The following is a 20,550-nucleotide window of genomic DNA, read 5'->3' on the forward strand; positions in this document are numbered from 1 at the left end:
TGCTTCTCCCCTCCGCTCGCCCAAGTATAGGACACCCGGTTTGGTGCGTCCACGATAAGCACCTCTCCGTTAATAATGCCATCCCAATATTCGGACGGCTGAGTGCGAAACTGAAAACGGTGTCCTACGACGGGCTCAAAATCATTATCCATCGCCTGACCATTGTGGATGTTGACCACCCACTTGGCAAGCTTGCTTGAATCGGTTATGGCGGTCCAAAGCTTCTCGATCGATGTCGTGTACTGAAAATCCAAGGATAATGCTAAACTCATTCTTCTTCCTCCTCTAATAGTTGGTTCAAGCGCAACATATTCGTACGCCAAAAATTGCTGTAGAAAGCCACCCAATCTTGAATTTCTCTGAGTGGAGAAGCGTTTAACCGAAATCGCGTTTCTCTGCCGACTTTTCGGTCAAGTACCAGTCCGGCTTCTTTAAGGATTGTCAAATGCTTGGATACCGCTGTACGGCCCATTTGAAACTGTACCGTTAATTCATGAAGCGGTATCTCCTCCGCCTCTGCTAACAGACGAATTAGTCGGCGCCTAGTCGGATCTGCAATCGCGTCAAAAACATCCCGCAATTGGTTGTTATCGCTCATAACGCCCCCTCCTAAAAATTATTTTCTGTATTATAAATCTATTGATGTACGAAGGGACCGCTGTTTATTTCATCACCTCCACATAATTAGACACCATTTAGTGACACTTTAATTATAGGTCACCATTTGGTGTCGTGTCAACTATTGATTTTATGCCATTTGGCTCCTTGATCTCATTCGGTTCTATATAACTGCCTGTTACTTGAATGAACAAAAAAGGAGTTGCCCGAGGCAAGCTCCTTCACTATCATTCCTCGTTAGCGACATAACAAAAATCTTAAAATGGAAAATTAGTTAAAGGTTCATCTGTTTCAATCTCTGCTTTCATACGTAGCCATGTCATCTTCAGTTTGCCATCTACCGTTTTCCAGTCATAACGTTGGTGTAAAAAGTTAAAATCGAGCAACCTTCGATAACTCATTAATTTCGGCATAGCTTTAAGCCACCAATATTCGACGGTAAGTACCTCTTGATAGCCTTTTATAAACCAGTCGAGGAACCAGGCTACATGGTCATCGAGTGTTCTACTTTTTATATCTTGTCGGTTATATCTCGTGATGACCGAGTAAAGGATTAGGGCGATGTCATAAGCAAACCAATGATTGCAGGAGTCATCAAAGTCAAATGCCGTAATGGAACCGTCTTTAGTTACGAAGATGTTGTTTGCATGAAGGTCACAGTGGACAAGACCATAGTTTTTCAAATCTTTTGGAAGAGTCTCTAACCAGTTTAACAACTCATTAGCTTTTTGCCGAGCAATAGACTCCTCATCTGGGAGGTGTCGCATCATATCCATCCAAGGTTCCTGTTTCCAATCGCGGCGTTTGACATCATGTAGTGGTACATAGGATTGGGTAAGTAGGTACATCTGTCCAACAATACGTCCCCAATTAACAAACATTTTTGGGTTCCAGTCTTCTTCAGTGGGGATTCTACCAGGAGCTTTGGAGAATACAGAGGCGTGATAACCATCTGTTACACTTTCCACCAATTTTCTTGTTTTTGATGAGAAAATCTTCGGAACAGAAACGCTGTTATCAAACAGATATTTCATGAAGTGTACTTCTGCTAATGCCTCTTGTTCACTACGCCACTTCTGATTTGATAAACGTAATATCCGTTCTGGGTACCCGTTTTGTGCTGGGTATTGATACACAACATTAACGTTGCCACCAACATGTGTAAGAAGATTCGAATTAAGTCCAAATGCATTTGCTGCTGTTTGTAACACACTTTCCTTCAACAATCCATTCCCTCCTTCAAATTATCAAAACGACAATTTTTCTACGAATGAAAGTTTTATTCAGCATTACTGCCCGTCCCTCGGAGCGAAGGGATGCAATGTGAGAGCCATTACGGCATTGAACTAAAGTTTTCCGTTAGTTGAGTCCTACAACTTTTTCTTCAACAAGAGCTCATCATCCTGATGAAAGTTGCATTGTTCATAGGTCTTAATCGCAGCATTGTTTCTTCTTCCTGTTAGTACTTTAACACTTTTCACTCCACGTTTTTTTAGGTTTTCTTCCAAATAAAATATTAATGAAGTGGCAATTCCCTTTCTTCGAACAGCTTCCGAAACATACAATTCGGTAATCTCTCCTTGAAGTCCGTTATAACAGAATGATCTAAAACTCTGAGCGCAACCAAAACCAACGACTTTGCCACCTATTTCTGCTACAGCAATCAATTCAGCGCTATCATTTAGGCTCTCAATTATATCCGTAGAAGGCCTTTGGCCACCTCCGTTAAACTCTTGATTAAGCCTTGAAAGATCATTTGCATCACTTGGGATTATTACTGCCCGTGTAGGTAAGCAAAGGCTGCCAATCATGATGGCAGCCTTAAAGGTGTGTATTGAGCAAACGTTCCTCTTAAGTTGAATAATTGATGATTCATTTTCTATTTTTTATTTATTAAATCTTCTATTAACACACCGTTAATCTTTAATCCAGATATATCGCAATCGCGAATATCCATGTTTGCTAAATTACAGCTTGTTAATTGTACGTTTGATAAGTCAGAATTTATAAAGCTTATTGGTTTGTAAACGCCATTTGGATTGTAATTACCATCACCTTCCATAGGGAGAGCAACATTACGAAATTCAGTGCCAAATAAATGAACATGGTCTATTACAGCATGACTAAAATTAGCATTTTTGATTTCAGTACCTGAGAGATTAGCATCCGAAATTCTAAACTCGGACATATTCACATCGTTTAATGCCATTCCTCTCAGATTAGCATTATTAATTTGCGTTTTTGCTAAATTGACATTTTCAAAATTTAATTCCTCAGCTTTAACCTTCTGAAACCTCGACCCAGAAATGTCTGCCATTTCAATATCTAAACGTTCAATTTTTAGTTCCATCTTCATCAACCTCCAAAACATAAGTATCAAATAATATTATTCGACACACTCTTATAAATTCCTTTATTTACCATTCACCTAAAATAGGAAGCATGTAACCACCACGCTCTACTGCCCGTCCCTCAACAGGCTTCCGACCTGTCATCAACTACACAGATTAATTTTATGAGAAGTGTAAAGGTTAACAATTCACTTCTTGTTGATCAATTTCACGCTATATCAATAATACTTTGTTCTTGTCTAAAAATTCGGCATAAGATATATGTTCTTAGCACTAATACTAATTGTATATTCCTTGAATGACGTCCCTAAATAGTTTTTAATGTTATTTTTAACACTCCTTTAATACAGACTAACATGATCAGCAAAAAATAGCCTTGGCCGACTAACGGCCAAGGCTATTTGCATACGAGCGAATCGGAGCCGATTCGCGATTAGTGATCCATCATCATCGCCGGGTCCGGATTGTGCCCGCCGGCGGTTCCGTCTTCTTCCTGCTGCTTCGGTTTACGCAGAAGGAGCGACAGTGCGACACCTGCGGTCACGAGGCATGCGGACAGGAAGAACGTGTCGCCATAACCCGCGACGACGGCGTTCAGTGGATTCGCGTCCGCTCCAGCGCTTGCGGCGTGGGAAGTGATTTGCGACGTGAGATAACCCGTCAGGCCCGCGACCGCGAACGAGAGGATTACTTGCGAAGCTGCTGTTGTCAGCGGTGTGACGCGGCTCACCAGACGGCGAGGTGCAGAGTTCAAGACATGTGTGTTGAGCGGCATCATGGTGAAGCCCATGCCGAGACCCAAAATGCAGATGCACAGAATGATAACCCACAGCGAGGTATCCACCGATATGTCGGATAAGATGAACAGGGAAATGGTTATGACGGTAAGACCGGCGAAGGCGAGCGGACGCGCGCCGATCTTATCGAACAACCGGCCGCTGATTGGCATGCCGAGTCCCGCGCATAGTGCATAAGGCATCAGGATCCAGCCCGTTTCAAGCGCGGTGTAATGCATGACGCCTTGCAGATACAGCGGCACGATTAGCATTGTGCCAAACAGCGGGAGCTGTACGATCCACGTCATGATGATGCTGCGTGTAAAGTCGGACGACTTGAACACTTTCAGCTCCAGCAACGGCTGCTTCTGTGCCAGTTCCACGAAGATGAAGAGGATGAGTGCAATGCCGCCGACGGTTAAGCCCGTGATCGTCGAAGTCGAGAACCAGCTGGTGCCGCCTTCGCTTACCCCGTACGCCAGCATGGAGAAAGCGATCGGCGCGAGGCACATGCCGATGACGTCCAAATGCGGTGCAGCATGCCGGTCGGATTTTGGCAAATATTTATACCCGAGAATGAAGGCGATAATGCCGATCGGCAGATTGATGATGAAAATCCAGTGCCAGCTGACAGAATCGACCAGCCAGCCGGATAGCACCGGGCCGAAAGCCGGTGCAATCAGCATTGGAACGCCGAGTACGCCCATGATGGATCCTCGGCGCTCTGGAGGCGCGAGCTTGAACACCATGGCCATCCCGATCGGGCCCACCATACCGCCTCCCAAGCCTTGAATGATGCGGTAAATAATCAGCTGTTCCGGCGTTTGCGCGATGCCGCACAGCACGGAGCCGATCGTGAACAGGGCGATCGTAATCATGAAAATTTGCTTGGAGCCGAATTTATCGGCCATCCAGCCTGCAAGCGGGATAACGGCGGATAAGGCTAGCGTATAGCCGGTGACGGTCCATTGGATCGTCTTTAGGTCAGTGTCGAAGTATTCCACGAGTTTCGGAATAGCATTATTGACGACAGTGCTGTCCAGAATAACCATGATCATGCCGACAATAATCGCTATGAGCGGCGGCAGAATGGCTTTCAGCGAGAAGTCGTCCCTGCCGGCTGCCATTGTTTTTGTTTGCGTAGGAGTTGACATAGATCCCTGCTTTCTGCTCATCGAGCTGTGTATGGATGAAATTAATGGTCGAGCAACAAATTGATCTGTTCTTCGATGGACGCCGACACAAGGAAATAGGGAGTCGTCGTGGGATTCTTGCTTACAACCGACGTTGATGACGAGCTACAGGATGGCGCCGAAGATTTGCTGAATCATGAGCGCAGCTTATCGCGGCAGACGTCACCCCCGATCCGTCAATAGGTTGCTTTCTCATACAAATTCGCAGGCAACGCCTGCACGAACGGCGACCAATCCCCGTCGTGTAAAGATGAAGCCGGTGCATGGCCCGCGTACACGCCGTATAAAGAAGCTTGCGTTCGTTGTCCCGGCCGTAAGCTTCGGGCGAAGCATCATAGACCAAGACTCCATCGAACTCGACACCCTTGGCGAGATACACGGGAATGACCATCACTCCTTTTTCAAAATTGAGCGTCTCCTTCGTAATGAGCTGCAGAGCTTCGCCTCCATGAATCCGTAACGATTCATGGGCATCCCGGCTTTCGGCTGCGGTCTTCGTAATGACGGCGATGGAATCGAAGCCCTCGGACATGAGCACCGCGATGTCTGCCATAATTTGTGCATCACGCTTCTCCCTGCCGTCCAGTCTCGTCAGAAGAGGCTTTTGGCCTCCCCTTTCAAACGGTTCAATTTCTTCTCCGCCTGGAAGCATCGATTTCGTAAATTCAACAATCTCCCTGGTTGAACGATAACTGCGTACCAGGCAGACAAGGCTTGTTTCGGCTTCACCAAAAAGGCGAAGCAGCGGCGAATCGGGTGCGTCCAAACTTGTAGCCTGCATGAAGATCGCTTGCCCGAAATCGCCGAGCACCGTCATCCGGGCACGGGGAAACAGCTTTTTTAGATATTCATATTGAAACGACGAATAATCCTGACCCTCATCAACGAAGACATACCGGATTTCCGTGTTCGTCCGGACGCCTTCGATCAGTTCTTTTACATACAAATAAGGAGTCGCATCCTCGTGGAACAACTCGCTCCGGAGCAACGTTTCCTTGGTTTGCCTGCATATTTCAGGCCACAGAGGAGGGATGACGGCCCCATTCGTTTTCTCCCGATAAGCGGCTCCGCCCTCAAACAATTGTCCATATATGCCTTTGACATCTACAAACGAGAATTTCTTCACACTTTTCCTTAGCGGTTTAAAGCTTTCTTTCACGATCCTTCGGCGGAGCAGATCTTCCTCACTCCGAGCGAAGTCAAAGTCGCCTTCATCTCCCCGGCGCTTGTTGTTAATTTTCTCGCGAACTGCGGCGTATTGTTCAGCAACGTCGAATACTTCCTTCTCTTTATGCAGCATTCCGAAGACTTCCATGTACTGCTCGGTGTCGAGATAATTCAACTCTTCCTGTACCCAAGGCGCTTCCCGTTCCATGCGTTCCAGCGAAGCTAGTTCATTCAGCAGCCATTCCTGCAAGAGAACGACACGATTGAACAACGGCAGGGACTGGTCATAACCGTAAAATTTCGTTCTCATTCGCTCCGCAGTAATCAAATCGCGGTCCTGAATCCGAATACCGTTGAATCGCATGCCTTCCCGCCCCAACCACATTCCATAGTTCTGCAGAGCTTGCAGGAAAGCCTCGGAAGCTTTATACTCGATCCCCTGAAGACGACCCTCATACCCCGGCGTTCCTTGTGCGGTTAGTACATATTCGATCTGATCAAAGGGATCCTCCGGCAGTAAAGAAGAACCTAGCCAATTGTCGAGATATTCTTGAAAAGTCGTCTGCTGCATATTCTCTTCACCAAGCTCCGGAAGGACGGTGGAGATATAGCTGGTAAACATCGGATTCGGTGAGAAAAGAACGATTTGATCGGCCCTGATCGTCTGGCGGTGTTTGTACAGCAAGTACGCCACCCGCTGTAATGCCGCGGAAGTTTTACCGCTGCCGGCCGCCCCCTGTACGATAAGCATCCGGCTTTTGTCATTGCGGATGATGGCGTTTTGTTCCTTCTGGATGGTTGCCACGATACTCTTCATTTGCGAATCCGCACCTTTGCCGAGCACTTGCTGCAGCAATTCGTCTCCGATCGTTTCGCTCGCGTCAAACATATTGCGGATTTGTCCGTTTTGAATCTGAAACTGCCGTTTGAGCTCCATCGTCCCTTCGATTCGTCCGCCCGGTGTGACATAAGACGCCTTACCGGGGGAGTAGTCGTAGTATAGGCTAGCGATTGGCGTACGCCAGTCATAGATCAGAAAGCTCAATCCGTCTTCGTCAACGAAGGAAGATACGCCGATATAGATTTGCTCGCTGAGGTCCTGACTATCCTCCTGAAAGTCGATGCGCCCGAAATAAGGAGATGGGAGCAGACGGTTCATGTTTTTCCATTGCTGCGTCAACAGCTTGTGCCCGCGCTCACGTTCGGCCAATACTGAGGACTGCTGGTTAATCGTGTAGAAGGACTCTTCGAAATCTTCGTTCGTACTTGTGTTGATCGTAACTTCTTCCCAAAACCGCTTGCGGATGTCCGTAGCCTGATCATGCAGTCCGGCAACCTCCGGCTCCAGTTCAGCGATTCTCGCCTGCAGTTTGTTCCTGACCCGTTCCAGTCGCTCCTGTTCCTGCCGCCAATCCTTCGTATCCATCTCTCCCTGAACACACTCCTTCTTCCGTTTTTTTTGGGATAAAAAAGAGCATTGACAAATCAAAGTTCCAGATGTACAATTAAAGTAGGAATAAAATTGGATATACCATTGACTTTAATTTGTCAGTAGCGCTATCGATTATATCATAGCGTTATTTCCTGTTCAATCTATTTTTTGTTGTTACCTCCGGCAGAGCTGAGCACTGACCCGGATTATTGACAGTTTAAACAAACCACCACGGAGTTAAGCTGCCAGGAGATGACCATTGAACTCATCAGGGGTCATCTTTTTTTATGGCTCTTGCCGTAAAGAAAGAGTCACATAAATAGGCACCTCTGTCACGGGAAGGACAATCGGTGAACAGATCCACCGCATTTTGTCGAAACGCTTCTCTTCCACCTTCAAATAATCGCGTGTTGATTAATTCTTGCTCAAATCAATTTATACTTACCATTACAATAGTCAGTTACGTGGTGTATAAATCGCTGTGCATGCAAGGCACGCTCTTCTCTTGAAGTATATTCAAATGTATCTAAACTCTGACGAATCCGTAACGCTTCATTAACAAGTCGATGCTATTCAGTAGGTAATTTTTCTAAAAGATAGTAACCACCTTCGTCTTTTGAAACGATTGTTTTATGTTCAAGCGTATAAGCAATTCTTCCCAACGTTAGTACTGTATCATCAATCCAATGATCTTCGAAAAACAACTCAAAATTCTTCGCCTTATCCGCCCAGTAAACGTTCAGATTGAACTTCATAGCAACTTGAATATCTTTCCATTCAACAGCTACATCTAATGAATTAATTTCTGTCCCAAATACTGATATACCATGATGCTTTAATATCCATAAGGAAGTACTATCTACGAACCCACTTCTTAATCCTTGTGATTCCCCATAAAAGAATCTTGGAAACCTGTCCTTAATTTCATACAGGCTGCCAACGAATCACCGGCAGCCTAGATGTACATTATTATGGAGCTATCGTTTTCCGTTTGTTCAGCAATTTAAGATCAAGTTGGACTTACTTCCCAAGTTTCGTACGGAACAAAACACATTGCTTTCATAGCGTCGTCCGAGCTTGCTGCGGACGACGGGCGGACCGAATGGTCTGAAACGTGAATACTTCGAATCATTTTCAATACTACTAAATATCATTATTCAAAATTTCTTTATAAATCCCGTTTTTTGTCCTTTAATAAATCCAACATTCTCATAAAAATTATGAACTTCTTCCCTCTTAGATCCCGTTAATAACATCACTTTATAACAATTAAATTCATGACAAATTTCGTCTACTTTATTTAGTACTGATCTTCCAAATCCTTGTCTTCTATAGTCTTTATGAGTCACAACATTTTCAATGAGCCCATAAGGCCTAGTGCCTCGAGTTAAATTCTTAATAATGCTCATTACACATGAAGATACTAGTTTTCCTTCTTGTTCAATCACAATAATCTTCATATATTTATCTGTTATTATTTCTTCCCATAAATCTTGAAGAGCATCATTAAAAATTATTTCAGCATCTTGTTCATGTAGATGCTTATATAATTGAAGCAGTTTTGGCAATTCATCATATTGTATTAATCGAGCTGAATTCTCTGACATCTTGGCACACCTCCAGAGTATATATTAATTATTTAATTCACCTTTAGTGCTCCATTAACCTGCCCGTTAACGGAATAGGCCACCGAATTAATCACCGACAGCCTACTAGATCTTGTTATGAAGTTATCATTCCTCTTACCGATTAATTTTCTTTTTTATTAAATAACCACTAATAAACACTAAGAGAAACGCGAAAACATGTTGAGAAGGCTTCCTTTCTATGCTGTTGGCAGCCTTCTCTTGATCCTATTGAACTAAAGTTCTCCATCAGCTTAATTATCGTTTTCCGTTCCGGTTTCGTTTTAATATCATTAATAACGTAATAATTACAAACGAAACAACCTTAATAAAATTGAGAATTTCATTCTTTTTTTCAATTCAGCTATTTCTTCAAGGTCATAACTAGCAAGCGAAAATTCTTTTGTTCCACCGCACCAGGTATCTGTCGCTAATTCTCCTTGTTCATACTTATATAAGTAATTCTTCTTCGTTGTTTTATAAGCATACACAAGATACTCTTTACCATTTAAAAATTCACTACCAGCGGTAGTTACAATAGTTACATTTTCACTGTTATCGCCTTTCAATCCAGAATTAACTTCAAATGTTACCCTGCTTTTTGGATTTAAAGTACCTACTTCCTCATACGTGGACTCTTTGACTTTGCCAATAAAGACCGAATCGTGTCTTTTAAATAGTTCTCTTGGTTCATTACTTTCAGAACATGACAACGCGAAGCTTTTATTCGGTGAAATAATTAGTATTATGTACAAGATTAAAATGAAAAGTGCGACGAATTTTTTAATTAATCCCACCACTTCCTATTCTTTCAAATCATTTTCAATTTCAGCAAGAACTATTTTTTTCTGTTCGACAATTCTAATTCCCTTTTTGTACAACATTAACATAGTTTTTAAATTAATCAGCTTCAGCTAAATCTACGATGTATTTCTTTTCTCACCTGACATTAAATAGATTCATTAACCAAGAAAAATTTCCATTAAATTGAAAATTCAACAAGCTTCATTATAACTTATATGGTGGAAAAGATCTTCAGGATGAGTGGAGAGTGAACAAATCCCGACAAAGCAGGTGCAACTAAGATGAGTTCTTGTAGACGTTCAGGATAGAAAGAGCGAGTTCCGTTGCAATCTGGCCTCCAATCGAGTGGCAAATGACAGCAGCCTTTTCGATCCGCATATGATTCAAAAGAACCTTATCTAAAGCAAGCTCCTCCACAATCGTTTCCCGTTTGTTGGTCTTCCAAATCTTCACCTGGTTTGTCGAATTTTTAGAAAAAGACGTACGCTTGCGTATGGTCAAATAAGTATGCTCGATCCCAGAAGTATCTTTGATCCTTGTCATTTTTTGATGCCCGTCCAAGTTTTCCATTTAGATCCATTAATGCAGACTCAATTAATTCGGATCTTACGGGTCCCCATGCCTCTTGTTTTTGTCGAACATAGTTCAAGCTTTCAACCAAGGTCAAACCTTTTATTCGCTGAAAAGGAGCAGCCCACAAAACCGTATCACACTTCATGCTTTTACAAGGGATCGCAAATTCCCTTAACCCACATGTTCCCGTCTTTGTAGAGATAGCAATTAGCCCACAGACATAATCTGTGCTGTGTTCTATTAAAAGCTTTTTTGAAAGCTCACTGTCAAATCGAAAACATTCTATTTGGGTAATCTTACAATGCTGCAAACTTTCAAACGAAAGACCTATAACCGAATTATGGTTTAAAATCTCTTTGGTTGTCAGATTATCAGATATCGTGATCGCCATCATGTCCCTCCTATTACACTAATTTAGTTTGTTAATGCAAAACAAAAATGACCTTCCCTGGAATTAGAGAAAGGTCATAAAAATTCAAAGTCATATCCTCACTCTTATCTCCCAGATTCGCTTTAGTACAGCGTCTCCGCAAGAATTAGCACCGTGCATTCCTTGTTTAACAAAGGATTGTCGGTTGCCGGGTTTCATCGGGCTAGTCCCTCCACCTGCTCTTGATAAGAAAATTCAACATATTCAATTATTTCAATAATACTATAAAGTTCTCTGATGTCAAGGGATTTAACACTCCCTGATCAATCAGCACACCTATTGAATTTGTTTTAGTTTTTTATACATAATTTATTCAAGATAGTCACTACATTATCCTGCTCGTTAGCTCAATGTCCTGGTCACAATCCGGTTGGGTGGTGCGGATATCTCCGACTGAATCTGTTTCCTGCTCAGATGGAAGTGCAATTATAAATACTTACAAAATCTGATATAGTCTTAATAGATAGCATAAACCTTAAGGGAAAACCTCCAATTAGAAGGAAGTGTTAAACAATGAATGTAGAAATGGTTATGCAGGAGCTTGAAGCTCTCGGCAAGGAACGAACCAAGAAGATATACGGATCCAATGGCGCTCACGAACCGCTTTTTGGCGTGGCTACAGGCGATATGAAGCCCATCGCCAAGAAAATTAAAATAAATCAACCTTTGGCTGAGCAGCTTTACAGCACAGGGAACTACGACGCAATGTACTTTGCCGGCATAATTGCAGACCCAAATGCAATGACTGAAGCGGATTATGAGCGTTGGATGGATGCGGCGTATTTTTATATGCTGTCCGATTATGTGGTTGCAGTAACCTTGGCAGAAGCAGATATTGCTCAAGAAGTTGCCGATAAATGGATCGCAAGCGGCGAAGAACTAAGAATGTCAGCGGGCTGGAGTTGTTACTGCTGGCTTTTGGGTAATCGCCCAGACGGTGAATTTTCCGAAAGCAAAATTGCCAATATGCTTGAAACTGTGAGAAATACGATTCACGATTCTCCCGAAAGAACTAAATACGCTATGAATAGTTTTATTTACACAGTGGGGGTATCCTATTTGCCGCTCCATGATAAGGCGGTCGAGACCGCAATGGCAGTAGGCCCAGTAGAAGTCAAACGAGACAAGAAAAAAAGCAGTTTCCTACATGCTTCCGAAAATATTCAAAAGGGAATAGATAGAGGACAACTTGGTTTCAAACGCAAACATGTAAGGTGTTAAACTATGGCTTCGCCACAAGAAACGATTGGGCAGCCAAGCCATTCAGGCTTCTACCGGAAAATCCGATCAACCTGCATTCTTTTCAGCTTATGGGGCTTTGTCAAGAATGTACCACCAGTAACCTCTTCGGAAACGGGAATAGACGTTTAAAGTAACATTGTCCTTTTCGTAGATGATATGGTCACCAAGTGTTTCCTTATGCCTCCAGCCCCGTAGTGCCAGATAAGCAGTGAGTTGTTGATCGGATGGCCCTCGTCTCCCAATTAATTTACTGGCATCTGATGTAAGGGGTACTAAACGTGCATTTCCAGTCTCTATGAAAAGTATTGCCTTTGGTATAGAGAAGGGGTACTCCTTTACAAGTGCAGATATTGTCAAAAAAATCGAAAAAATGATCAAACCAGACCAAATGACAATCTTTCTCTTAAGCAAGTAATGTCCCCCCTTCTTCATATCCTGCCCGATCGTGAGAAAAGGCCACCGATCCACCGGCAGCCTTGTTCTGGTCGTTTATTGACCTCTAGTTCTCCGTAACTTCAGCACAGGGGCAATTTAGAAAAAACTTTGACTACAGACATGCTGTAGTCGAAGTTTTACTTATTTCAAATTATCTTACGCGTAAGTTCATCTATGCTTTTAACCCTAATTTTGCAAGATTGACAAAACTGATCTTCAAACTATCGAAAGGATTGCGGTCATAACAGTCATCCTGTTCGACCGCGGCCCACTCCACTCCGATCTCTTCGCATGCTTGAATAATCCCTTTGAAATTCATATTACCTTCGCCGACTTCCGAAAAACGCTGTTTCCGATCCGGTGTCACAATCATGTCCTTGAAATGAACAACTTTCATTCTTCCTTCCATCTTGCGAATCCACTCGATTGGATCGGCCCCACCAGCTTGTACCCAATAAACGTCCAGCTCGAAATTCACGCTATCTGGGTCCGACTCCTCAAATAAAATCTCCATGCCTGTTTTTCCGTCATATTTCGCGAACTCAAAGTCGTGGTTATGATAGATGAACTTTAACCCGGCACTTTGCAGCTGTCTCCCAAATTCCGAGGCTTGTTTTGCGAAAGTGGCGTAGCCTTGGCTGTTTTCGCGAAATTCCGGCGGGAGGCCGCCTAAACCGACATATTTGCAATTCCATGCTTTATGCTTCTCGATGACGGTATCCATATCGTTCAACAGCTCGTTGTACCCGATGTGCGTAGCGCAGATCGTCAAGCCTTCCTGATCAGCAAGCGCTTTAAATTCTTGAATGTCGATCGGTCCGACACCGGAAGCTTGTACGGCCTGGTACCCCATTTGCTTTACTTTTTTCAAGCTTTCGCTGATGTCCTTTGGGGTTTTCAGAAAGCTGCGAAGAGTATACAATTGCGCGGCGATTTTCATTCATCTCACTCCATTCGTCAAATTTGAGTCATTTCATATATACCATGGAATGGGGCGCAGAGCCACAATAAATAAAATCATTTACTCTTATACCCCCTCTATTAAAACGTGATATTTCAAATAAGCCAACTATGACTAATGTTCTGCTGCTTCATTAGCTATCCAAGGCAACCAAAATATACACAAAGCAAGAATCGGAATTCCAATAAGAAAAACAACTACCTTTAAAAAGAGTGTTTCTCGTTTCATAAAATGCACCTCACTTAGTTATTGTTAATTTGATTTTAACAAGAAGGCTGCTACGGCCAAGTTGCACGACCTGAGCGTAAGCTGTAGGTGTGCGGAAAAATAATCATTCATGTCAAATAACCCGCTTCCGGAACCACACCCCGGCAAAAAATCCCGGGGCGTGGTTCTTTCTTTTCCCTCCCCATCTGTGTCATCATGAATATAGGAGTGATGTACATGTTTAATGACTTCAAGATCACGGATGACCGTCCGGTCTATATTCAGGTGAAAGATTACTTGAAACGTCTGATTATAAAAGGATCCCTGCAAGCCGATCAGAAGCTTCCCTCCACACGCGAGCTCGGCTTGCTGCTCGCCGTCAGCCGCAACACCGTTATTTCCGCCTATGCCGAGCTGGAGGGGGACGGATTCGTCTATGCGGTTCAGGGGAAAGGCAGCTATGTTGCTGCAGTTTCCGCTCCCCCGGGCGCAACCGCCCCATCTTGCGAAATCGATTGGCAATCACGTATAAACGGATATGCGCGGCAAGCAGTAGAACTGGACCGGATGAAACGCGGCATTCGCGCAGACAAAAGCGTCATTTCCTTTACCAGCATTGCGCCCGACGAAAAGTTGTTCGATCTGGACAATGTAAAGCGCGCTTTTCTTGACCGAATAGCGAGGGAGGGAGGCGTACTGCTGAATTACGGCTACGCGAAAGGTTATAAGCCGCTTATCGATTATTTGCTGAAATATATGGAGCAAAAGGGCGTCAATCTTAGCGGGAAAGATATGCTGATAACGAGCGGCTTCACGGAAGCGTTCGATATCGTTATGTCCGCCCTTCGCAGGAAAGACGGCGGATCGGTCATTTGCGAAAACCCGACCCATTACACCGCCATCAAAAACTTGAAACTGAACGGCTTCGACATTACTAGCATTCCGATGGAGCGTGACGGCATCAATCTGACCGAGCTAGAACGTGCATTGAAGGAACAAGCTTACGATTGCGCATATTTTACCCCGTCCTACCACAATCCTACTGGCATCGTAACGTCCCCTGAGAAAAGACTGGCGATCATGCAGCTCATGGCCCGTCACCGCATCCCGGTCATCGAAGACGGCTTTAACGAAGAATTGCGTTATTCGGGTTCGCATGTGTCCCCTTTAATCGCAACGGCCGGACAGAGCAATGGAGTTGTTTATATCGGCAGCTTCTCCAAAGTGCTCTTCCCTGGCCTCCGGGTTGGCTGGGTTTTGGCTGACCGCCGGCTGATCGATTACCTGGAAAGCATTAAACGGGCCCGCAGCATTCACACCTCGACACTTGATCAATCGGTGCTCTTTCAATATCTCCATAACGGCAATCTGGAGAAATATTTGAAAAAAGCCCGTGCCGAATATAAACGAAAATACGAGTGGACGAAGCAATGCTGCGAAATGCACCTCCCTTATAAAAGACTATCGGGAGACGGAGGCCTGCATCTGTTTGTCGAATTCGATGAGTGTTTCGATACGACGACGCTGCTTAATGCGTGTTCCAGCCAAGGGGTAATTTTTACGCCTGGCGATATGTTTTACACAGACGGCGGAGGAAGGCATACGATGCGGATCGGATTCTCGAAAGTGCCGGATGATGATATCGGCAAAGGGATAGAAATTATCGGCCAGACGGCCAAACAACTTATGAGATAACGAGGTGCGCACATGAAAGTTGGCGTCATTATGGGAGGCGTATCGTCGTACATGGTTACTTTAAAGTGTCGAGTGCATTTTCGTATGAAATAATATTTCGGGGTGATTGTAATGAAAAAAACGACAAGCGGCTGGATCAATGGTTTCCTAGGCGTACTCATCTTCAGCGGCTCGCTACCCGCAACACGCGTGGCTGTGGTGGATTTTGATCCGTTGTTCCTCACCGTATGCCGCGCCGCAATCGCTGGTGTGCTTGCGGGAGCGCTTCTCCTCGTCTTCCGGCAACAACGGCCTGCCCGAAGCGACATAGTTCCGCTATTGGTGGTAGCACTTGGCGTGGTAGTGGGTTTCCCGCTGCTGACAGCCTTGGCGCTTCAGTATGTCACATCCGCGCATGCCATTATCTTCATTGGACTTCTGCCGCTTGCGACGGCGATTTTCGGCGTACTGTGCGACGGTGAACGCCCCCAACCAACCTTTTGGATCTTCTCAATTATAGGCAGCTCCCTTGTGGCAGGATTCGCCCTAACCCAGGGGTTTACATCTTCGCCGGTCGGCGATGCGTTTATGCTGGCTGCTATCATCGTGTGCGGTCTCGGCTATGCGGAAGGGGCGCGGCTCTCACGGAAGTTAGGGGGCTGGCAGGTGATCTCCTGGGCGCTCGTTCTGTCGCTTCCCATTATGTCACTGCTCTCGTTTTATTACATGCCGGACTCGTGGACGGGTATCGGTCGTTCCGCTCTCTTTAGTCTTGTTTATGTCTCCCTGTTCAGCATGCTCATCGGCTTTGTGTTCTGGTATCGTGGTCTTGCCCAGGGCGGCATAGCGGCGGTCGGACAATTACAACTCCTCCAGCCTTTCTTCGGCCTGCTGCTTGCGTCTCTCGTTCTGCACGAGTCAGTCAGTTGGACTATCGTTGCAGTGAATATCGCCGTCGTACTGTGCGTGGCGGCCGCACGGCGGTTTGCAGCAAAAAATTTTTCACCGTCAACTCCGACATCGCAGAGCAATATTAAGTGAATTTGCATGAATTTAGTGGGTCCATGAGATTACATGGGCCTCCATATTCGTCCTCCGGATGCCCTCACGGCAAAGCGCGCCTTAGCGGTTGATTATACACTACTCTACGATGTGCAATCTTAGCCTGCCGTCCATTTTAAAATCTTTTTAACCAGTTCATGATTGTATCGACTGTTTCCATATATCTCTGCCCTACGAGCACGCCGGTATGAGTTGTGTTCCAAAGCCCTTTATATGCAGCACGGAGGTGCTCCGCTGTCACCCTACCCCGGCGGTCGTCATCATCACTGTTTACTGCTTTGATGACCAAGCACGGGCAAGAAATTAAACTACTGTCTATTGATATACCCTTTGTTTCGATTGAAAAAGAAAAAGCGCTAAATGCCTTTGATGACTCCATTGTCAGATACTTTCTTTGAAATTCAATGTCATCTGTCGTTTCATCTATGCTTGAAAGCTCTTCACGGGCTGGGGCAGGCAATATGATACCAGGTGTTATCTGGGCTAATTCTTTGTATGGTACTACTTCATGAACTTCTCTACTTATTACTGAATCGATCAACACCAACCCTGCGATCTCGACGGTTTCAGCCAACTTCTGGCTCAAGATCCCCCCCATGCTAAATCCGATAAGAATCGGCGAAACACCACACTCAGCGATAACCTCTTTAATATCCTCCAAATAATCCTCGAACGTTATTTTAGTCATGTCCAGCAGCCTGCTTTTGTAGTGACTTCTCAAGTTCATGACATAGCATTCCCACCCTTCACTGATAAAGTGAGGAATGTATTTGCTCCACATCCAACTTCCTGAGTAAGCACCGTGTACAAAAAGCAAAGGTGGCCTTTTTTTAGTTGCTTTCGGGAGGTTTTCCCCCTCGAATATCTCTAAAAATAAATCGTTTTCCCCAATGTATTTCTCCATATGATCGGGCAATTCTTTCGTAAAATCTTTCACGATTATTTCCTCCTCAAATTTAGTTTGATATCAAACTATTTATTTAAAAAAATTTAAAAGTTGTAATAAATCTTTTTTAAAACGTTAAGCAGATCTTCTTTTTCTTTTTCAGAAATGTTTAAGTAAAACAAATCTAACATTTCTTTAGAAATTGATTCAAAGATCGGTTCCAGTTCACTCCCCTTATGGGTTAAAGCAACATAAACAACCCTCGTATCCTCTCTGTCCCTTTCCTTTGTCACATATCCGAGTCGGACCAACTTGTCAACTAGTGCTGTGACTGTAGATTTATCCTTATTAATCCCTTTTGAAATGTCCGCCATAGTGAGTCTGGACTTCTTAAATAGCTCATAGATGATATCACCATGCGAAGTGCCAATACCGTCTATCCCATGCTTCACCATCTCTGCTGCAATAAACCGATTAACTTTCTCTCTAATTTTGGAAATTAATGAAATGGCATCTCTACTTTGCATAACCATATTATAGTTTGATATCAAACTAATGTCAAATGTACTTATTACGCTTCACACCACATGATTTAAAACTATGCTGCCCGTTAGTGAAGCTAAGGCTGCTGATCGTCCCACGGAAGCCTTTGGTGTTGGTTCAGGATAGTTACAAGCAACCTTAAATATCTGTTTACTTCAAGTTTATCAGCAATCGCTCAGCTTCTGTCGCAGCTTCCATCTGTTGCTCCGTAATTAACATCAGTCGTAGACTCTCTGGTGACTCCGCATCTTGCTCTAGTTTCTGTAGTAGTTTCGGTACTTCCCACACAGAACGTAAGGCAAAGGAGGCCAGACAGCCGAAACGAGGAAGCGTCTCGTCACCATGCCACCCTGCTTGTCTCATTCCCTTTATGTAAGATGACAGAAAAAGCTCCCGGTACTCCCTAAACTTATCAATCGGCACATGCCCCCGGCTAAAGGATAACCCTATGAACCGGCCAAGATCCTCTCCTATTCCAGATATGCTAGCGAACTGCCAATCGATCACGGCGAGCCTACCTTTTTGTAAACGATCGGAATTCAACAGAATATTTAATTCATAAAAATCCTGATGCGCAAACGTTCTCGGCAGAAGCTCTAGTGTTATCAGCCAGTCGTTGATTGATCTTTCCAATAGATTAAATCGATTGTTGATGGCGGCCAATCTCTTGTTTGAAACAATCAGTTCTTTTATACTCTCATAGGGCATAATCCGATAATTCTTACATTCCTTTATCCATGAACGCATCCATTGTCGATTCACCCACGGTAATTCGGGCAATGGGTTACCAAGTAAGTAGGAAGCTTGGAATTCCCCTAGCTTTTCCGCTGCGTTTGCATAATCGTTCCACTCCCACGATCGTGGCTCATGTGTTATTTCCTCTAGCCACAGCCATACCGATCCGTCGACCTTTTCTTCGATTGCAAAACATTCCGGTGCTATAACATTAGCTGGCAAACTGTTAAGTAAACCTGACTGGTAAGTCAAAATTTCACGTCGCCAATAATTATAATGAGCTGGATCATCCCTCTTAGGATCGGCAATTACGACTTTGAGAACAAGTGTCCAGGAACGGATCACACCTTCACCGATGTCGGTCATTCCCGATATACGGTAGACCCCATCTGTCACGAAATTACGATTGGCCGACCCGATCTCATCGCAGCACCAATTTGTTATTAAGCCATCTTCGGTTTGGAGAATGTGGTTAGATATAGTTTGAAGCCGATCCACATCGATTCTTTCAGAAATCCCTAGTACACCCATGCGTATCACCCTTCGTACTCTTCTTCTCTCAGGAAAATTCAGGAAATAGATACCTCTGATATATATTCGCTCTACATTTACTTTTACCTTTTCATGTCGTGTTTTTATATGTGTATCATGGTTTACAAAAAGTTACAACGAATAGAAAGAGGAATTATTCCCCTTATGTGGAAAGGTTAATTGAGTGAACAACGGACATTTTCGAGTCCGGATTAAAGGAGGACTATTATGCCTATCCATCCCTACGGAATGCTCAAATGCAAAGCACACGACCGGCGTCTCGGCACAAACGAGAACCCGCATTACCAGGTGCACGCTATCGCAAATAACGAACACTTCCGCATAGCGATCAATGTCAAGTCGCAGCTTAGTCCGTCCGAGCTGTTGTACTGTACGATTGAGCATTTTCAGCATGTCACGACGGCCGAATTGTCTGCTATGCCATTTGGTTTTTCGCCGCTGGCAAGCAAGCCTGACGGACAGGCACTCGATTATATTCGTAGCAATCTATTTGATCGCCGTAACATGATACCGCTTGCCTTCAATATACCGGGAAGAGACAACGATCTGAACGAGAAGCTTGACTTCTACATCAGGCGCGCGATGGAAACAGATGATGCCGTTATATACGCATTCGGTGAAAGATGGGGTCCTGAACACGGCAAATCGGACAAAATTTTTGGATTCGAAATCGGCAACGGCATTCACGATATTCATATGAATCAAGGTAATAGTGGTACATTTACGAAAGACGACGGTGTCTACCAGGACGGGGCGCTGCTGATTCACTTCCCGTCGGAGGACAATTGGATCGCTGTATTCCTCGCTTTTCAGTCTCAGTCATGGCACACCGACGATAATTCAGGACACGTAATCACTGACCCTGCGGAGGAACCAGTACCTAATACCGACACAACACCTGTTCAGGTGGAAGGCGGCAGCATTCGAATCGCAGGGGTCGTCGCGCTGACTGAAGACGGCAGTTACGAAACGGTCACACTGCTGAATGCTTCCAATCGGGCCGTAGACTTAACAGGGTGGGTAATCGCAAACAAGGCTAAACAAAAGTACAAGATTCATGGCATCATCGAACCCGGACAGTTTATGTCCATCCCAGTAGCTGAACCTGCCTTCTTCCGAGACAAGGGTGATATTATTACTCTACTCGAACGTAGCGGCCTAAAAGTCGCCGGAGTCTCATATACGAAGAATCAAGTGAAACCAGGCTGGACGATTCTCTTTTGAATTCATACAAATAGGAGAACCGCCTTCCAATTTGGTTTGGAAGACGGCTCTTTATTTTTT

At 44.4% G+C, this 20,550-nt stretch carries 18 protein-coding genes, 3 pseudogenes and 1 riboswitch; of the genes and pseudogenes, 5 read left to right on the forward strand and 16 right to left on the reverse strand.

Translation table 11 applies throughout. The annotated features are described in order from the left end of the window. From GC102_RS33080 to GC102_RS33130, 11 genes and pseudogenes are all read right to left on the reverse strand, one after another. On the reverse strand, positions 1–272 hold a 272-nt coding region (locus GC102_RS33080; protein ID WP_171693265.1), incomplete at its 3' end, for an SRPBCC family protein. After that, positions 269–598, reverse strand: a complete 330-nt coding sequence (locus GC102_RS33085; RefSeq protein ID WP_171693266.1) for an ArsR/SmtB family transcription factor — start codon at positions 596–598, stop codon at positions 269–271. The genes GC102_RS33080 and GC102_RS33085, both read right to left, overlap by 4 nt. 277 nt (positions 599–875) lie before the next feature. Continuing rightward, a complete protein-coding gene (locus tag GC102_RS33090; protein ID WP_171693267.1) occupies positions 876–1,844 on the reverse strand; it encodes a phosphotransferase enzyme family protein in 969 nt (322 codons plus the stop codon). Positions 1,845–1,988: 144 nt separating this feature from the next. Further along, positions 1,989–2,429 (reverse strand): GNAT family N-acetyltransferase, encoded by a 441-nt coding sequence (locus GC102_RS33095; protein ID WP_171693268.1) that lies wholly within the window; start codon positions 2,427–2,429, stop codon positions 1,989–1,991. 68 nt (positions 2,430–2,497) lie between these two features. After that, complete coding sequence (locus GC102_RS33100) at positions 2,498–2,968, reverse strand: pentapeptide repeat-containing protein (RefSeq protein WP_171693269.1); 471 nt, start codon at positions 2,966–2,968, stop codon at positions 2,498–2,500. Between the two features lie 434 nt (positions 2,969–3,402). After that, entirely contained in the window at positions 3,403–4,899 is a 1,497-nt protein-coding gene (locus tag GC102_RS33105) for an MDR family MFS transporter (protein WP_246321257.1), read from the reverse strand. A gap of 215 nt (positions 4,900–5,114) precedes the next feature. Further along, positions 5,115–7,531, reverse strand: a pseudogene (gene helD / locus GC102_RS33110) (RNA polymerase recycling motor HelD). A 575-nt stretch (positions 7,532–8,106) separates the two neighbouring features. Continuing rightward, complete coding sequence (locus GC102_RS40785) at positions 8,107–8,292, reverse strand: aminoglycoside adenylyltransferase domain-containing protein (RefSeq protein ID WP_171693271.1); 186 nt, start codon at positions 8,290–8,292, stop codon at positions 8,107–8,109. A 402-nt stretch (positions 8,293–8,694) separates the two neighbouring features. Then, positions 8,695–9,144, reverse strand: a complete 450-nt coding sequence (locus GC102_RS33120) for a GNAT family N-acetyltransferase (RefSeq protein WP_171693272.1) — start codon at positions 9,142–9,144, stop codon at positions 8,695–8,697. A 326-nt stretch (positions 9,145–9,470) separates the two neighbouring features. Then, the gene (locus GC102_RS33125) at positions 9,471–9,959 is read right to left on the reverse strand and encodes a hypothetical protein (protein ID WP_171693273.1); all 489 of its coding nucleotides are present in this window, start codon (positions 9,957–9,959) and stop codon (positions 9,471–9,473) included. A 283-nt stretch (positions 9,960–10,242) separates the two neighbouring features. Next, complete coding sequence (locus GC102_RS33130; RefSeq protein WP_171693274.1) at positions 10,243–10,509, reverse strand: alpha/beta fold hydrolase; 267 nt, start codon at positions 10,507–10,509, stop codon at positions 10,243–10,245. Positions 10,510–11,031: 522 nt separating this feature from the next. Next, positions 11,032–11,161: riboswitch (SAM riboswitch) on the reverse strand. 321 nt (positions 11,162–11,482) lie between these two features. On the opposite strand from GC102_RS33130, the gene GC102_RS33135 reads away from it, so the two are divergent. Next, on the forward strand, positions 11,483–12,190 hold the full coding sequence (locus tag GC102_RS33135) for a DNA alkylation repair protein (RefSeq protein ID WP_171693275.1): 708 nt from the start codon (positions 11,483–11,485) through the stop codon (positions 12,188–12,190). 628 nt (positions 12,191–12,818) lie between these two features. Here GC102_RS33135 and GC102_RS33140 read toward each other — a convergent pair. After that, entirely contained in the window at positions 12,819–13,586 is a 768-nt protein-coding gene (locus tag GC102_RS33140) for a sugar phosphate isomerase/epimerase family protein (protein WP_216628248.1), read from the reverse strand. Positions 13,587–13,727: 141 nt separating this feature from the next. Further along, positions 13,728–13,835: pseudogene (locus GC102_RS33145) on the reverse strand (DUF2975 domain-containing protein); the annotation flags it as partial. 216 nt (positions 13,836–14,051) lie between these two features. Here GC102_RS33145 and GC102_RS33150 point away from each other — a divergent pair. Then, the gene (locus GC102_RS33150; RefSeq protein ID WP_171693276.1) at positions 14,052–15,509 is read left to right on the forward strand and encodes an aminotransferase-like domain-containing protein; all 1,458 of its coding nucleotides are present in this window, start codon (positions 14,052–14,054) and stop codon (positions 15,507–15,509) included. A 111-nt stretch (positions 15,510–15,620) separates the two neighbouring features. Further along, complete coding sequence (locus tag GC102_RS33155; RefSeq protein ID WP_171693277.1) at positions 15,621–16,529, forward strand: DMT family transporter; 909 nt, start codon at positions 15,621–15,623, stop codon at positions 16,527–16,529. A 136-nt stretch (positions 16,530–16,665) separates the two neighbouring features. Here the strand turns inward: GC102_RS33155 and GC102_RS33160 are convergent, their stop codons facing one another. From GC102_RS33160 to GC102_RS33170, 3 genes are all read right to left on the reverse strand, one after another. Next, positions 16,666–17,487 (reverse strand): alpha/beta fold hydrolase, encoded by an 822-nt coding sequence (locus GC102_RS33160; protein WP_171693278.1) that lies wholly within the window; start codon positions 17,485–17,487, stop codon positions 16,666–16,668. 53 nt (positions 17,488–17,540) lie between these two features. After that, positions 17,541–17,969 carry a MarR family winged helix-turn-helix transcriptional regulator gene (locus GC102_RS33165; RefSeq protein WP_246321258.1) on the reverse strand — a complete coding sequence of 143 codons (429 nt, stop codon included), beginning with the start codon at positions 17,967–17,969 and terminating at the stop codon, positions 17,541–17,543. Between the two features lie 160 nt (positions 17,970–18,129). Further along, positions 18,130–19,245: a phosphotransferase gene (locus tag GC102_RS33170; protein WP_171693279.1), complete on the reverse strand. Its 1,116-nt coding sequence runs from the start codon at positions 19,243–19,245 to the stop codon at positions 18,130–18,132. Positions 19,246–19,473: 228 nt separating this feature from the next. Between GC102_RS33170 and GC102_RS39795 the strand changes: the two are divergent. After that, positions 19,474–20,157, forward strand: a pseudogene (locus GC102_RS39795) (DUF2278 family protein); the annotation flags it as partial. 15 nt (positions 20,158–20,172) lie between these two features. Beyond that, positions 20,173–20,490 (forward strand): lamin tail domain-containing protein, encoded by a 318-nt coding sequence (locus tag GC102_RS39800; RefSeq protein WP_312883453.1) that lies wholly within the window; start codon positions 20,173–20,175, stop codon positions 20,488–20,490. Positions 20,491–20,550: the final 60 nt, after the last annotated feature.

Origin of the sequence: Paenibacillus germinis, assembly GCF_013141785.1 — a bacterium.
GTDB lineage: Bacteria > Bacillota > Bacilli > Paenibacillales > NBRC-103111 > Paenibacillus_E > Paenibacillus_E phytorum.

Coding starts and splice junctions, on each gene's coding strand:
- GC102_RS33135 (WP_171693275.1), top strand. CDS start 11,483: ATGAATGTAGAAATGGTTATGCAGGAGCTTGAAGCTCTCGGCAAGGAA.
- GC102_RS33105 (WP_246321257.1), bottom strand. CDS start 4,899: ATGTCAACTCCTACGCAAACAAAAACAATGGCAGCCGGCAGGGACGAC.
- GC102_RS33170 (WP_171693279.1), bottom strand. CDS start 19,245: ATGGGTGTACTAGGGATTTCTGAAAGAATCGATGTGGATCGGCTTCAA.
- GC102_RS33165 (WP_246321258.1), bottom strand. CDS start 17,969: ATGGTTATGCAAAGTAGAGATGCCATTTCATTAATTTCCAAAATTAGA.
- GC102_RS33130 (WP_171693274.1), bottom strand. CDS start 10,509: ATGACAAGGATCAAAGATACTTCTGGGATCGAGCATACTTATTTGACC.
- GC102_RS40785 (WP_171693271.1), bottom strand. CDS start 8,292: ATGAAGTTCAATCTGAACGTTTACTGGGCGGATAAGGCGAAGAATTTT.
- GC102_RS33100 (WP_171693269.1), bottom strand. CDS start 2,968: ATGGAACTAAAAATTGAACGTTTAGATATTGAAATGGCAGACATTTCT.
- GC102_RS33140 (WP_216628248.1), bottom strand. CDS start 13,586: ATGAAAATCGCCGCGCAATTGTATACTCTTCGCAGCTTTCTGAAAACC.
- GC102_RS33150 (WP_171693276.1), top strand. CDS start 14,052: ATGTTTAATGACTTCAAGATCACGGATGACCGTCCGGTCTATATTCAG.
- GC102_RS33155 (WP_171693277.1), top strand. CDS start 15,621: ATGAAAAAAACGACAAGCGGCTGGATCAATGGTTTCCTAGGCGTACTC.
- GC102_RS33085 (WP_171693266.1), bottom strand. CDS start 598: ATGAGCGATAACAACCAATTGCGGGATGTTTTTGACGCGATTGCAGAT.
- GC102_RS33120 (WP_171693272.1), bottom strand. CDS start 9,144: ATGTCAGAGAATTCAGCTCGATTAATACAATATGATGAATTGCCAAAA.
- GC102_RS33095 (WP_171693268.1), bottom strand. CDS start 2,429: ATGATTGGCAGCCTTTGCTTACCTACACGGGCAGTAATAATCCCAAGT.